Here is a 12,139-nt window from a genome sequence, read left to right as displayed (position 1 = left end):
TTAATAAAAAGATAAAAAAAATCCTCCCATCGTTTGATTGGGAGGAACCAACACTTATTTTGAGGACAAATAAGCTAACACAATAGCAAAAGCAAAAAAGAGAACTAATAAAATTGCGGTCACTTTTTCCATAAATGCTTCAAAACCACGTTTTTTTGTTTGTCCACTAAAAACTGCACCGCCAGATAAGGCATTTAATGCATCTTGCTGCTTTTGCGGCTGCATCATTGTAACAATAACGATTAAAATTGAAACAATAATTAGTAGCGTCATAAATAAATTATACAATATGCTGCCTCCAATATACAGATACGATTACTGTTAAATTTTAGCACAAAATATGTTTTATTACTAATTTTATTTTTCCAATTCTGGCGCATCAGTTTTAAACTTCGACTGCGTTGACTTCTGATGATTCTGATACCACATTGAAGTCTTATTTTGACTAAATAAATCTTTCAAAGACTTTTCCTCATTATAATCATATTTATGTGGCGTAACTTTTTTAAACCATTTAGGCTTATAAAAACGTAGCAAATTCCCCGCAATTACTCGGTCTGATAGCGACAATTGCGTAGTAACTTTATTTGAGAGGCCAACAAGTTCAGCATTTAATTTTTTATCAGGATGTTCTATTTCTAATCCTGTCTTAGTACTATAATAATTTCCGCCTACTTTTGCATATTTTGGCGTAATAAAGTCGCCATTTCTTTGAGCAACAATTTGCGGCGCTGCTGAACTCAACAAGTCATGCCCAAATTGAATAGTATCTTGATTATTAATTCCAAGTAAATTTAGTAAAGTTGGCAACACATCTATTTCACCGCCATATGTTTTTTTAATGCCGCCATTAAGTCCTCTCATGTTAAATATTAATGGTACCCTTTGAAATTTTAAATTATCGAAATTAGTAAAATCAGCTTGCTTTAATAATTCAGCGCTAGCTTTATGATGATTACCAGAAATACCGTAGTGATCACCATATAGAACCAAAATTGTCTTTTGATCTAGGCCCGTTTTTTTCATCCAAGAAAGCAATTCACCTACAGCCTGATCCAAGTAATGCGCTGTCTGAACATAACCATCAACTGTTTCATCACCAGTATCCGTACGTTCTATTTTTTGGTTTTTCTTATCGATCTCATAAGGATAATGGTTAGTAACGGTTAGCAATTTTAAATAAAACGGCTGCGGCAGGCGCTCTATATATTTAATTGATTGAGAGAAAAAGATTTTATCTTTTAAACCATAACCAATATAATATTTTGGCTTATTATCATAGTACGAAAGGGGCATAAAGTATTGATAGCCGAACTGCTTGTATGCATTATTTCGATTCCAAAATGATCCTGCTCCACCATGCATAACTGCAGTTGTATAATTTGCTTTTTGCTTTAAGATGGCTGGAGCACTCTCAAAGGTATTAGATGTGCCATAACTAGACATAGCTGAACCAGACTGCAAGCCGTAAAGTGAATTTTCAAGCATCATTTCAGCATCTGATGTCTTACCTTGACCAACTTGATTATAAAAATTAGCAAAACTTAGACTATTTTTAGAATGATAAAGCTTATTCAAGTTGGGGGTAACTGCTTTACCTTTCCACTTGTAGTCAATCAAAAATTGCTGAAAACTTTCCAAATGAATAATTAAAACATTTTTCCCTTTGGCAACGCCAGTATATGTTGCATTAGGTTTAACTGAATTACTTTTTAAATACTTTTTTACCGATTGCAAATCTGATACATTAGCTTTAGCCATCTGTTCACTTGTTTGGGCGGTTTTAAAGCCATCATAGATTGCATATTCATTCATTCCTAGGTATTTAACAATATAACTATTATCAAAAGTTCTAGTTAAAAGGCCAGACCGATCTTTTTGTGCCATTAATAAGTTCAGTCCAATTAATATTGCTGCTAGTCCCTCTACTAATAAATTGAATTTCAATTTTAAAGGACGGAGATCATACCTAATTACCTTACTGGATATTAATCCAATAATTATTATGAAATCCAGAAAAACTAAAAAATCACTTGGATGAATTATTCCTATAATACTTTTACCTAAATTATCTGCAGTTGAACCAGAAGTCTTAATAATTGAAACGGATAAAAAGTTAGAAAATTCCCGATAATATAAAATATTAGCAAATAACCATAAAGTCAGTAATAGATCAATTGATAAAATAATCCAGTATGATTTACGCCCTTTAAAAAATAGACCTATTCCCATCAATAAAATGGCAGCAGGAAGCGGGTTAATAAATAATAAAAAGTTTTGCATCGCACCCACTGAACCTAAATTAAATTTGGTCAAGTATGCAATGTAGGTTTTTAGCCAAAAGGCCATTAAAACAATGACAAAAAAACCCAATTTATCTTGTGTTAGCCATTGAAGAAAAGATTTAATTCGTGTCATTTTATTCTCCTTTTGCCATGCCAATATCCTAATCAGTATGATTACTTACTACATCTTTTAGTTAAAATCAATCATCTAGTGTACTAGAAATTTTTTGGGGTTTAAAAATCCAGCCTAATATTCCTAAAATCATGCCAAAAAAATACGTAACAAAACGCCACAAAAACATAACCAAAATCAATGAACCACGCGAAGAAACAAATGTTGCAAAAAGTGTCTGAAAACTATACTCAGCGCCACCAGATGCTCCTGGAATTGGGACTATTGACATCAACATCATAATCATAATATTCATTTGAGTGACGCTTACCCAATCAGCCGATACATTTAAAGTTAGTAATATCAAATATGGCACCGAATAAAAACACAGTAACTGTAATATCGTTAAACTACCAGACAAAAGTAATTTCTTTTTTTCCTGTCTTAATTTCTGACTTTCATAATAAAAGGCATCAATCTTTTCTAAAGTACCATTTCGCCAGCCAGCAACTCGGCTAGTATTAATAAATCTACTCAATAAATCCATTAAGATATTTGTCACTCTTTTTGTCCAATCATAAGCAAAAAAAATTGCTAGTAAAAAGACAATTGAACTAATGTGTAGTAAAAAACCAACCGCAATCAGAAAAGCCAAGCCAGCGAACTTGGTTGCAACCAAGTTAAATCCAGTAATAATCGTTATCACATAAGCAAAAAATACTACAATTTGATAAATAATAAATTTCATTAATAAAATTGAAGTCGCCCGTCCTCCTTCAATTCCAATCTGAATCATTGCTGCTAACTGTGAAGGTTGTCCCCCAGTTGACATAGGCGTTATTGCATTAAATAAAGCTTGGATTATCGGTATACGAAAAAAAGCCCATCTTGAGCGCCTAGGTTCGTTCTTTCTCTTCGCTAACACTGCTAATATACTCGCTTCAAAAGCATAAGATAGCATCATTAGACCAAATACTGCAAATAAAGCAATAACATTTATATTTTTAGCAGCTTCGATTAAGTGAACAAAAGGTATGTCTTTGAGGTCTAAGTATAAGACTCCGCCACTAATTAATAAAACAACCACAATTCCCCAAAAATATTTTTTATTCATTAGTGAATCTGCCCTAATTTTTGTCCAATTTCATATTGTTCATGATAAAAATCGTTCCAAATTTTTGCTAAGTTATTTTCTGAATATTTTTCACTAGCTTTAATTGATAAATTACTGTATTTATTTAAGAGCGCTTGATCTTGCACAGCTTGACGAAGTTGTGCATTCATCTCAGCAAAGTCCTTACCTTTTAGATAATAGCCACTAATAATTGCTTCATATAAGTCAAGATTACGCAATAATACTGGCGTACCACAGCTAAATGCTTCAAGCACTGACATTGGAAATAATTCATCATATGATGGTAAAACAAAAAGATTGGCAATATTTAAGTAGTCAACTAACTTTTGCCGGTCAATGATCCCTGTAAATTGCAAATTTTTTGGTGGTTGGTCAACCATTTTTTTAAAATGCTCATAGCCGTCAGTAATTTTACCAAATGAGAAACCTCCAGCCCAAATAAATTGAATCTCTGGATTAGCTTTGGCCATTTTTACAAAATCATCGACACCTTTACGTGCTTGAACTTGACCATCTCCAAAAACAACAAATTTATCCAATGGAATCCCTATTTGATGACGAAAAGCATTTTTTTCTACTTGTTTCTTGGGATAAAATTCATTTTTAGCTACAAAATTAGGAATATATTTTATATTTTCTCGTCTGATGCCATATTTAACTAACTTATCAATAAAAATTGGATTAACTACAACAATTTGATCCATTCTTTTGTAAAAATCAATGACATAGTTATAAAAGACTTTTTTAGCATATGAAGGTAATTGAAGTGAACCTTCAAGTGTTTCAGGCAAAAAATGCACATATCCAATCTTACGTCCTCTAGCTGGTGAAAAACTATTGGCATAATAAGTTGGATTAATTGTATGATAGTGGGTTAAATCACTCAGCCCATATTTATTATTTGTCACGTAAAATTCATTAATTAAATGCGTCCTAAGCAGGCTCATCAATTCTTTGTAAGCCGAGCCAACGCCTTGACCAGCTACAGAATCTGCTTGTGAGAACATGTTGATTCTAATCATTTGAATCCTCTTTAAAATTTTCTTGATAATTATCAATTACTTCTTGATAAAACTGATAAACTTCTCTACCAAATTTTTCAGCAGAAATTTGATCGAGTTTCGTCTTTAGTTTATCTTTAGGAATTATAGTTTGCTTATTATTTAAATAGAATATAATTTTGTCGCGCATCTCGCTTGGAGTAGTAAATACTTGACCAAAGTCAGGATCATCAAAAACATGTTCAGTATAATTAGTATCATAAACTACACATTTTGTTCCAGCTGCTAATGCTTCAATGTAAGTTAATCCTTGTGTTTCAGTATCACTGGCTGAAACAAATAAATTTGCCATTTTGTAAAAGGCTCCGACGTCATCATGATTCACATCACCAGTAAAAATTACATTATTTTCAAGGGTCAACCGCTCCACTTGATCTTGCAATACTTTAACATCAGGTCCATCACCAGAAATAACTAAACAAACATTAGGAAATTCTTCAACGATTTCTGGCATCACATTAAGTATGCGATCAATCTTTTTTTCGCCAGCGATTCTACTTAAAGTTAATATTACTGGTGCATCAGCAGCAATGCCTAGTTCTTGACGAATATCACGATTTACCTTCTTATTCATGTTTTTAACGTCCACGCCTGTTGGAATTACCTTTATAGGTATACCAACCCTATAACGTTTTAAAAGTTCGTCTACACGTTCGCTAGGAGCAATTACCCCATCCATGTTTTTAAGAAAGACCTTGGTAAACTGCTTAACATGATATGGTCTAAGCAAATGACCATTTAGAACATAATGTAAATAGTCCTCATACATTGTATGATAAGTATGAATGGCTGGAATCTTGAGCTGATGGGCTACATACTTACCTATCATTCCTAGTGCAAATTCAGTTTGAGTATGAACAATATCAAGCTTAACTTCACGAGCAACCTTAGTTGCTTCAAAAAAGCCTCTATAGGCAATTCGGCGATCAGTAAAAGAAATAAACGGTACACTACTAAAACGAAAAACATTAGCATCTACTCGTCCTTTTTCAACATGGGGATCAGTAGTTGTAAAAATAAAAACATTATGTCCCTGATCTTCTAGAGCTTCTTTAAGCGTTTCAATTGATGTTGCCACTCCACTTATTTGTGGGAAATATGTATCGGTAAAAATACCAATATTCATTTGAATACCTCCGTATAAAGGTATTATAAAGATTAGTTAATACTTGTGCAATTTATATAAGAAAAAAAGCAAAAAATTATAAAAAAATAGCCCTTCAGAAGGGCTAATTATTATAGCGGTGATCGGGGTCGAACCGATACGTCCCAAGGGACACCAGATTTTGAGTCTGACGCGTCTGCCAATTCCGCCACACCGCCATAAAAGCTACTTATTAATTTAAAGCTCAATGACTGAACCAAAGGCGGGGATCGGATTTGAACCGACGATTAAGGTTTTGCAGACCTCTGCCTTACCACTTGGCTACACCGCCATCGAATATTTTATTAATAGATTGGGATAGCTGGATTCGAACCAGCGCATAATAGAGTCAAAGTCTAGTGCCTTACCACTTGGCTATATCCCAATGCTAGGGCGGAATATGGGATTCGAACCCATGTATGCCGGATCCACAAACCGGTGTGTTAACCCCTTCACCAATTCCGCCATAAAGTTTTAACAGGGATAGTAGGAATTGAACCCACACTAGCGGTTTTGGAGACCGATGTACTACCTTTATACGATATCCCTATTATGGAGGAGGGTGGATTCGAACCGCCGAACTCAGAGAGAGCGGTTTTACAGACCGCCGCGTTTAGCCACTTCGCTACTCCTCCAGGCTGATGGCGCGGGACGGAATCGAACCGCCGACACAAGGAGCTTCAATCCTTTGCTCTACCGACTGAGCTACCGAGCCATCTTACGGTCCATATCAGATTCGAACTGATGATCTTCTCCGTGACAGGGAGACGAGATAAACCACTGCTCCAATGGACCAAATTGCGGGAGGTGGATTTGAACCACCGACCTTCGGGTTATGAGCCCGACGAGCTACCATACTGCTCCATCCCGCGATATTATAAAGGAGGATGTGGGATTTGAACCCACGCACGGCAAGACCGCCTAACGGTTTTCAAAACCGTCCCCTTAAGCCACTTGGGTAATCCTCCAATTGTAAATTTACCAAAATATTAGTGGTAATGACCCGTACGGGATTTGAACCCATGTTACCGCCGTGAAAGGGCGATGTCTTAACCACTTGACCAACGGGTCAGATTCGTCATGACAAATGTCACATAACGCTTAATTATAATACCTAACTTAAGCAAGAAAGTCAACAATTTTTTCAAATAATTAAGTTGAGCTACTACGTTGACTCACAACGCTATTTATAATACAGGATTCAAAGTGATCTTGCAAGACTTTTTTGAAATTTTTTTTTTTTTCTTAAGGTATAACATTAAAAACCTATTCTTTATTTTTAACCGGTCAACAATCTAGACATGTGCGACACGAGCAGCTATCCTATAGTTTTCAACTTCTTGGTAGCTATACCTAAATAATCAGCAGTAATTACTAAGATGAAGAATGTATTGTGGCCAAAACAATCAAGCAGTTAGCGAATGAATCAGGTGTCTTCAAACAAACTATCCGCGCCATATAAGGTCTTTAAAAAAAGAAAAAGACCACCAAAAATATTAACTTATAAACTGGTGATTTAAAATTTTATCAACACTCCTTTTGTAGATACTCGATGTTTAACTGTTTGTTGCTCCGCTTTATTCATTACTTGCATTACTTGTGAATGATAATAATCATCCATGTAAAAGTTGATGTATTCATATTTTCCTCTCCTTCTGTTTTAAACTTTGTAGCTTAAGTATATTTTCGATTTAACAGAAGATAATAAAAAAGTCGTATTTGAATTTTAAATATCAAATACGACTTTTTTTAATTTTTCCCATACTTATCTAGAATGTCTTTCATATCTTTGCTATACTCCGGCATGCCTAACGAACTAATGTGATCAATTGCCATTCGAGCTTTATTTAAATACTCATCCTTTCTTTCATAGTGATAATTCACTATATTTTTAAGTATAAAAATGCAGTTTTTATAAAAAAACAAATTTGGTTTAGTACTAATTTGATCAGCTGTCCGAATAAAGAATTCTGTTTCTTTATATCTACTTTTCTCAATACACATAATTAACATGTTTATCTCTATTCCTAATATTGTTTCTTGAACATTCGAACTCCCAGAATGGCAAAATTGCGTAATCACTCGCCGACTTATTAACAAGTTGCTATCAAGATCATAAAATGGCATCAAGTTACAATACAAATCTAATTTATTTTCGTCAAAATTAGAAATATTAAAAATCTTTTCTTTCAACTTAATTCGTTCTTTTTCATCAAGATCTTCTACGTGATTGCCAACTAAAGCTATAAGTGCATCTATAAATAGCAACTGATCTTCTTTATCAACTATTTCGCTATTTGCAATGACATTTTTAATATCCTTAAGCTGTTCCTTATCATTATGATAAAACGCTTCATTAATTGCTTCGCCGATATCGCTGTTTTCATCATATTTTACTTTATCTTCTTGACTAAGCCTGCCAAAAAATTCCCACAGCTTAATGTTATTAGCATGCAATAATGCAATTAGATCCTCGGCTGTAATTCTGTGCTGGTCTTTTTCAACTTTTGAATAATATGATGTACTAATCGTATTACCAGCCCATTCTTTTTGAGTTTTCAAGCTCTCAATTCGATATTGCTTTAGCAATTGTCCTATTGTCATTCGTGATCCTCTTAATTTCATTCAAATTTGGCGTTTAACATTCAAATACGACTTTTTTTGATATTCCTTATTATAAACACGTTATAACTTAATGTATAAAATATTTAATTTAGGAGTTATAAAATTATGGACGTTTTTGCAAAGAACAAGGATTATCGAAAATTTACAATCGCCAGTTTTCTATCTGGTGCAGGCAATATTTTGTTTTACTTAGCACTTATTACTTATGCAAGTAAATTAAGAAATTATGCCTTAGCTATTTCACTGATTTCAATTTCAGAATCAGTACCTCAAATTCTACAAGTTTTTAGTGGCTATTTAGCTGACCGTACCAAAAATAAATTCAAATTAATGGTTTGGTTAGCCGCTATACGCTTTGGACTCTATCTAATCGTCGGCTTGCTTTTTGCCAGCGGCTTTGCTGGTTGGAATCTAGTTTTAGCTGTTATTGGTATTAACTTAATATCAGATATCGCTGGCTCATACTCTAACGGCCTTCAAATGCCTCTAGTTGTTAACATTGTTGGAGATGATGAAGTTGCTGAAGCTGAAGGATTTGTTAGTGGGATCAACGGTATTATCAATATGATTGCACAATTCATTGGTTCTGGTTTATTACTTTTCATGTCTTATTCTAGTCTAGCAATCTTCAACGCCTTAACATTTTTAGTGGCAGGTGCCCTTTTTGCCAGCGTCGGCCGTAATTATTACAAGACTCGTCCTCAAGAAGGAACTACGTCAGTTAATGAAGAGGGGTTCTTTAAAACAATTGCTTTATCATTCAAACAAGTAAAAAAGGCAAAGGGGTTGTTAGCAGTCGTTTTAGTAATTGCTTTATTAAATGGAGTTTTAGGAACAATTGAACCTTTAATTTCAATCGTAATCGCCGGTAATAAGTCTTCTATGGTCATTGGAACATACAGTTTTACGATTGCCCTAATAGGAGGTGTAATGACTGCTGGTATGGCACTTGGTAGTATTGTAGGCACAAAATTATTCAAGAATATGTCATTATTCACTATCGCAATTATTTCAGCAACTTTAAGTATCGTAGTTATTGGTACAATGCTTATTAAAAATATTTTCATTTGTCTGCCAATCATGGTAAGCCTTGCAATATTTATTGGTACGGCTAACCCTAAATTAACACAGTGGCTTGTTAAAGCAGTCGATCAAAACATTTTGTCATCAACTATGGGAATGCTTAACACGATTTTAGTAGTGACTGCGCCAGTTATGACAACTATTTTTACTACAATTACTGCTTCGTTCGGTATTACTATCGCATTAACACTGTTAGGTGTAACTTGTTTAATTATTTTAGCAACAATAGTTAGGGTAGTCTATTCTACTAATAAAAATGCAGCTATTAATGAAGCATAACTAGAAACAAATTTATTACATTTACCTGTCCTTAATTTATACCACTACCAATTTAATATAATGTACCTTAAACAAAGTAGGCAAAAAACGCCACTAAATCAGAACAAACAATCGTCCCCAAAATAAATTTGTGAATTTAAATCTGGATAGCAGATAAAAAGTCCAATAATCTGGGCTTTTTATTGTAGCTATTTTTTGATTCCACAATTCGACCAATCTATTTTTAAATCATGCAATTTTATTTACCATAATTTTAAAACAATTTGTTAACAACAAGTCAAAAATTCAATTTTGCTCTGTAATATTACCAAAAACACCCTAAATGCTCCCACTTTCGCAATTGGCAAATTGCTTGGTACCAACAAGCCCAGTACGCCTTTTTTAAAAGCATGGAGGTCGAATTTTCCTTTATGCTCTTTACTAGAGAATAAAAAATTGGGAATTGGTATTTTTAACGCTTCCAAGCTGTTGCAAGATCAAATTAATAGATTGACGTAAATGATTTTTTCGACCTCGTATATCAAAAAATTAATCATCTTTTAATTCCTTCAGTAAGTAGACTAGCTCCATAAAGAAAAATAACATAACCGCTTTTACGATTGTTGGTTATCAAATCTAATTAAAAAGATTAGCATACATTTAAGTTGAAACTTCCGGCGCAGTAGTAAACCATATTTCTTATCGCTTAGTCATAATCTAAGGTGCTAGGCAACGTCGTCATAAAAACGACTTATTAACCAAGCACGAAGCTACTGTAATTGCTTTAATCCAAAAATTAAACATGTAAATTACTTTTTTGCCGTGCATTTTCCTTACGAAAGTAAATAAAAAGGCTTGATACTTTGAAGTATCAAGCCTTTTTATTATTATATAGCGGAGACTGAGGGATTCGAACTCTCGCACCGGAATAACCCGATCTACACCCTTAGCAGGGGCGCCTCTTCAGCCACTTGAGTAAGTCTCCATATATTTAGATGGGCCTAAATGGACTTGAACCATCGACCTCACGCTTATCAGGCGTGCGCTCTAACCAGCTGAGCTATAGGCCCCTAAAGCGGGTAACGAGAATCGGACTCGCGACTAAAGCTTGGAAGGCTTTCGTTTTACCACTAAACCATACCCGCAAATAAATATCAAAAAATGGCGCGGGACGGAATCGAACCGCCGACACAAGGAGCTTCAATCCTTTGCTCTACCGACTGAGCTACCGAGCCATCTTACGGTCCATATCAGATTCGAACTGATGATCTTCTCCGTGACAGGGAGACGAGATAAACCACTGCTCCAATGGACCAATTGCGGGAGGTGGATTTGAACCACCGACCTTCGGGTTATGAGCCCGACGAGCTACCATACTGCTCCATCCCGCGATATTAACAAATTACCATGCCATATGGACCTTGTAGGACTCGAACCTACGACAGGACGGTTATGAGCCGTCTGCTCTAACCAACTGAGCTAAAGGTCCAAGGTCGAACAAATAGCGGCGGGGGGGATCGAACCCTCGACCTCCCGGGTATGAACCGGACGCTCTAGCCAGCTGAGCTACACCGCCAACAAACAAATGTAACCATTAATAATAAAGATTACAATCGGGAAGACAGGATTCGAACCTGCGACCCCCTGGTCCCAAACCAGGTGCTCTACCAAACTGAGCCACTTCCCGAAATTAATGCGCCCTGAAGGATTTGAACCTTCAACCTTCTGATTCGTAGTCAGACACTCTATCCAGTTGCGCTAAGGGCGCGTCATTATATGCCGAGGACCGGAGTCGAACCGGTACGGTTGAAACCAACCGCGGGATTTTAAGTCCCGTGCGTCTGCCAATTCCGCCACCCCGGCAAGTAATGAAAGCGGAAGACGGGATTCGAACCCGCGACCCCCACCATGGCAAGGTGATGTTCTACCACTGAACTACTTCCGCATAAATATGTAATGCCGATTATACGATTTGAACGTACGACCCCCTGTTTACAAGACAGATGCTCTACCAACTGAGCTAAATCGGCATAATGTAAATATGGTAATAATATTGGCGAATACGGGTGGTGGGACTTGAACCCACACGTCCGAAAACACTAGAACCTAAATCTAGCGCGTCTGCCAATTCCGCCACACCCGCAAAAAATGGGGCCATGAGTCGTGACGGGCTTGAACCGTCGACCCTCTGATTAAAAGTCAGATGCTCTACCGACTGAGCTAACGACTCGGAATGGAGGATACAGGGCTCGAACCTGTGACCTCCTGCTTGTAAGGCAGATGCTCTCCCAGCTGAGCTAATCCTCCATAAGCACGGCAACGTCCTACCCTCGCAGGCAGTCTCCCACCAACTACTCTCGGCGTTAAGAAGCTTAACTTCTGTGTTCGGCATGGTTACAGGTGTTTCCTTCTTGCTCTTGCCACCGTACTTCTTTT

Annotated in this window: 7 protein-coding genes, 27 tRNA genes and 1 rRNA gene; 1 reads left to right on the top strand and 34 read right to left on the bottom strand. The window is 36.0% G+C overall.

All coding sequences use genetic code 11. The annotated features are described in order from the left end of the window. Positions 1–54 precede the first annotated feature (54 nt). The 17 genes from secG to F5ESL0230_RS01755 form a co-directional block, all read right to left on the bottom strand. Positions 55–288 (bottom strand): preprotein translocase subunit SecG, encoded by a 234-nt coding sequence (secG, locus tag F5ESL0230_RS01835; protein WP_090093394.1) that lies wholly within the window; start codon positions 286–288, stop codon positions 55–57. 69 nt (positions 289–357) lie between these two features. Further along, positions 358–2,418, bottom strand: coding sequence for an LTA synthase family protein (locus F5ESL0230_RS01830; RefSeq protein WP_122021341.1), 2,061 nt, complete (start codon positions 2,416–2,418; stop codon positions 358–360). A 67-nt stretch (positions 2,419–2,485) separates the two neighbouring features. Then, a complete protein-coding gene (locus F5ESL0230_RS01825) occupies positions 2,486–3,511 on the bottom strand; it encodes a lysylphosphatidylglycerol synthase transmembrane domain-containing protein (RefSeq protein WP_122021340.1) in 1,026 nt (341 codons plus the stop codon). Further along, a complete protein-coding gene (locus F5ESL0230_RS01820; RefSeq protein ID WP_122021339.1) occupies positions 3,511–4,554 on the bottom strand; it encodes a glycosyltransferase family 4 protein in 1,044 nt (347 codons plus the stop codon). Before F5ESL0230_RS01820 ends, F5ESL0230_RS01825 begins: the two co-directional genes overlap by 1 nt. Then, positions 4,547–5,719 (bottom strand): glycosyltransferase family 4 protein, encoded by a 1,173-nt coding sequence (locus tag F5ESL0230_RS01815; RefSeq protein WP_122021338.1) that lies wholly within the window; start codon positions 5,717–5,719, stop codon positions 4,547–4,549. The genes F5ESL0230_RS01820 and F5ESL0230_RS01815 overlap by 8 nt, the downstream gene beginning before the upstream one ends. Positions 5,720–5,832: 113 nt before the next feature. After that, a tRNA-Leu gene (locus F5ESL0230_RS01810) sits at positions 5,833–5,916 on the bottom strand. Positions 5,917–5,958: 42 nt separating this feature from the next. Continuing rightward, positions 5,959–6,029, bottom strand: a tRNA-Cys gene (locus F5ESL0230_RS01805). A gap of 21 nt (positions 6,030–6,050) precedes the next feature. Next, a tRNA-Gln gene (locus F5ESL0230_RS01800) sits at positions 6,051–6,122 on the bottom strand. A 7-nt stretch (positions 6,123–6,129) separates the two neighbouring features. Next, positions 6,130–6,202 (bottom strand) — tRNA-His (locus tag F5ESL0230_RS01795). A 13-nt stretch (positions 6,203–6,215) separates the two neighbouring features. Continuing rightward, positions 6,216–6,286, bottom strand: a tRNA-Trp gene (locus F5ESL0230_RS01790). A 4-nt stretch (positions 6,287–6,290) separates the two neighbouring features. Further along, positions 6,291–6,372: transfer RNA gene (locus F5ESL0230_RS01785), tRNA-Tyr, on the bottom strand. A 7-nt stretch (positions 6,373–6,379) separates the two neighbouring features. Further along, positions 6,380–6,452: transfer RNA gene (locus tag F5ESL0230_RS01780), tRNA-Phe, on the bottom strand. Between the two features lie 6 nt (positions 6,453–6,458). Next, a tRNA-Asp gene (locus F5ESL0230_RS01775) sits at positions 6,459–6,532 on the bottom strand. A 3-nt stretch (positions 6,533–6,535) separates the two neighbouring features. Then, a tRNA-Met gene (locus F5ESL0230_RS01770) sits at positions 6,536–6,609 on the bottom strand. A 9-nt stretch (positions 6,610–6,618) separates the two neighbouring features. After that, positions 6,619–6,705, bottom strand: a tRNA-Ser gene (locus tag F5ESL0230_RS01765). A 31-nt stretch (positions 6,706–6,736) separates the two neighbouring features. Continuing rightward, positions 6,737–6,808 (bottom strand) — tRNA-Glu (locus tag F5ESL0230_RS01760). Positions 6,809–7,486: 678 nt separating this feature from the next. Further along, the gene (locus tag F5ESL0230_RS01755; RefSeq protein ID WP_158592374.1) at positions 7,487–8,341 is read right to left on the bottom strand and encodes a helix-turn-helix domain-containing protein; all 855 of its coding nucleotides are present in this window, start codon (positions 8,339–8,341) and stop codon (positions 7,487–7,489) included. Positions 8,342–8,467: 126 nt separating this feature from the next. Between F5ESL0230_RS01755 and F5ESL0230_RS01750 the strand changes: the two genes are divergently transcribed. Next, positions 8,468–9,724, top strand: a complete 1,257-nt coding sequence (locus F5ESL0230_RS01750) for an MFS transporter (RefSeq protein WP_122021337.1) — start codon at positions 8,468–8,470, stop codon at positions 9,722–9,724. Positions 9,725–10,598: 874 nt separating this feature from the next. On the opposite strand, the gene F5ESL0230_RS01745 is transcribed toward F5ESL0230_RS01750, so the two are convergent. The 17 genes from F5ESL0230_RS01745 to rrf form a co-directional block, all read right to left on the bottom strand. Continuing rightward, positions 10,599–10,688 (bottom strand) — tRNA-Ser (locus F5ESL0230_RS01745). 11 nt (positions 10,689–10,699) lie between these two features. Continuing rightward, positions 10,700–10,773 (bottom strand) — tRNA-Ile (locus F5ESL0230_RS01740). Positions 10,774–10,777: 4 nt separating this feature from the next. Next, a tRNA-Gly gene (locus F5ESL0230_RS01735) sits at positions 10,778–10,848 on the bottom strand. Positions 10,849–10,865: 17 nt separating this feature from the next. Then, positions 10,866–10,938: transfer RNA gene (locus F5ESL0230_RS01730), tRNA-Phe, on the bottom strand. Positions 10,939–10,944: 6 nt separating this feature from the next. Next, positions 10,945–11,018, bottom strand: a tRNA-Asp gene (locus F5ESL0230_RS01725). A gap of 2 nt (positions 11,019–11,020) precedes the next feature. Next, positions 11,021–11,094: transfer RNA gene (locus tag F5ESL0230_RS01720), tRNA-Met, on the bottom strand. A 24-nt stretch (positions 11,095–11,118) separates the two neighbouring features. Then, positions 11,119–11,192: transfer RNA gene (locus tag F5ESL0230_RS01715), tRNA-Ile, on the bottom strand. Positions 11,193–11,205: 13 nt separating this feature from the next. Continuing rightward, positions 11,206–11,279: transfer RNA gene (locus tag F5ESL0230_RS01710), tRNA-Met, on the bottom strand. A gap of 37 nt (positions 11,280–11,316) precedes the next feature. After that, a tRNA-Pro gene (locus F5ESL0230_RS01705) sits at positions 11,317–11,390 on the bottom strand. Positions 11,391–11,397: 7 nt separating this feature from the next. Beyond that, a tRNA-Arg gene (locus F5ESL0230_RS01700) sits at positions 11,398–11,471 on the bottom strand. 9 nt (positions 11,472–11,480) lie between these two features. Beyond that, positions 11,481–11,566, bottom strand: a tRNA-Leu gene (locus F5ESL0230_RS01695). Positions 11,567–11,576: 10 nt separating this feature from the next. Further along, positions 11,577–11,648, bottom strand: a tRNA-Gly gene (locus F5ESL0230_RS01690). A gap of 12 nt (positions 11,649–11,660) precedes the next feature. Next, positions 11,661–11,733, bottom strand: a tRNA-Thr gene (locus F5ESL0230_RS01685). A gap of 31 nt (positions 11,734–11,764) precedes the next feature. Continuing rightward, a tRNA-Leu gene (locus F5ESL0230_RS01680) sits at positions 11,765–11,846 on the bottom strand. Positions 11,847–11,860: 14 nt separating this feature from the next. Beyond that, positions 11,861–11,933: transfer RNA gene (locus F5ESL0230_RS01675), tRNA-Lys, on the bottom strand. Between the two features lie 4 nt (positions 11,934–11,937). After that, a tRNA-Val gene (locus F5ESL0230_RS01670) sits at positions 11,938–12,010 on the bottom strand. 4 nt (positions 12,011–12,014) lie between these two features. Next, positions 12,015–12,131, bottom strand: a 5S ribosomal RNA gene (gene rrf, locus F5ESL0230_RS01665). Between the last annotated feature and the right edge of the window lie 8 nt (positions 12,132–12,139).

Source organism: Lactobacillus sp. ESL0230 (genome assembly GCF_003692805.1).
Classification (GTDB): Bacteria; Bacillota; Bacilli; order Lactobacillales; family Lactobacillaceae; genus Lactobacillus; species Lactobacillus bombicola.
This window is presented reverse-complemented; position numbering and strand designations above follow the sequence as displayed.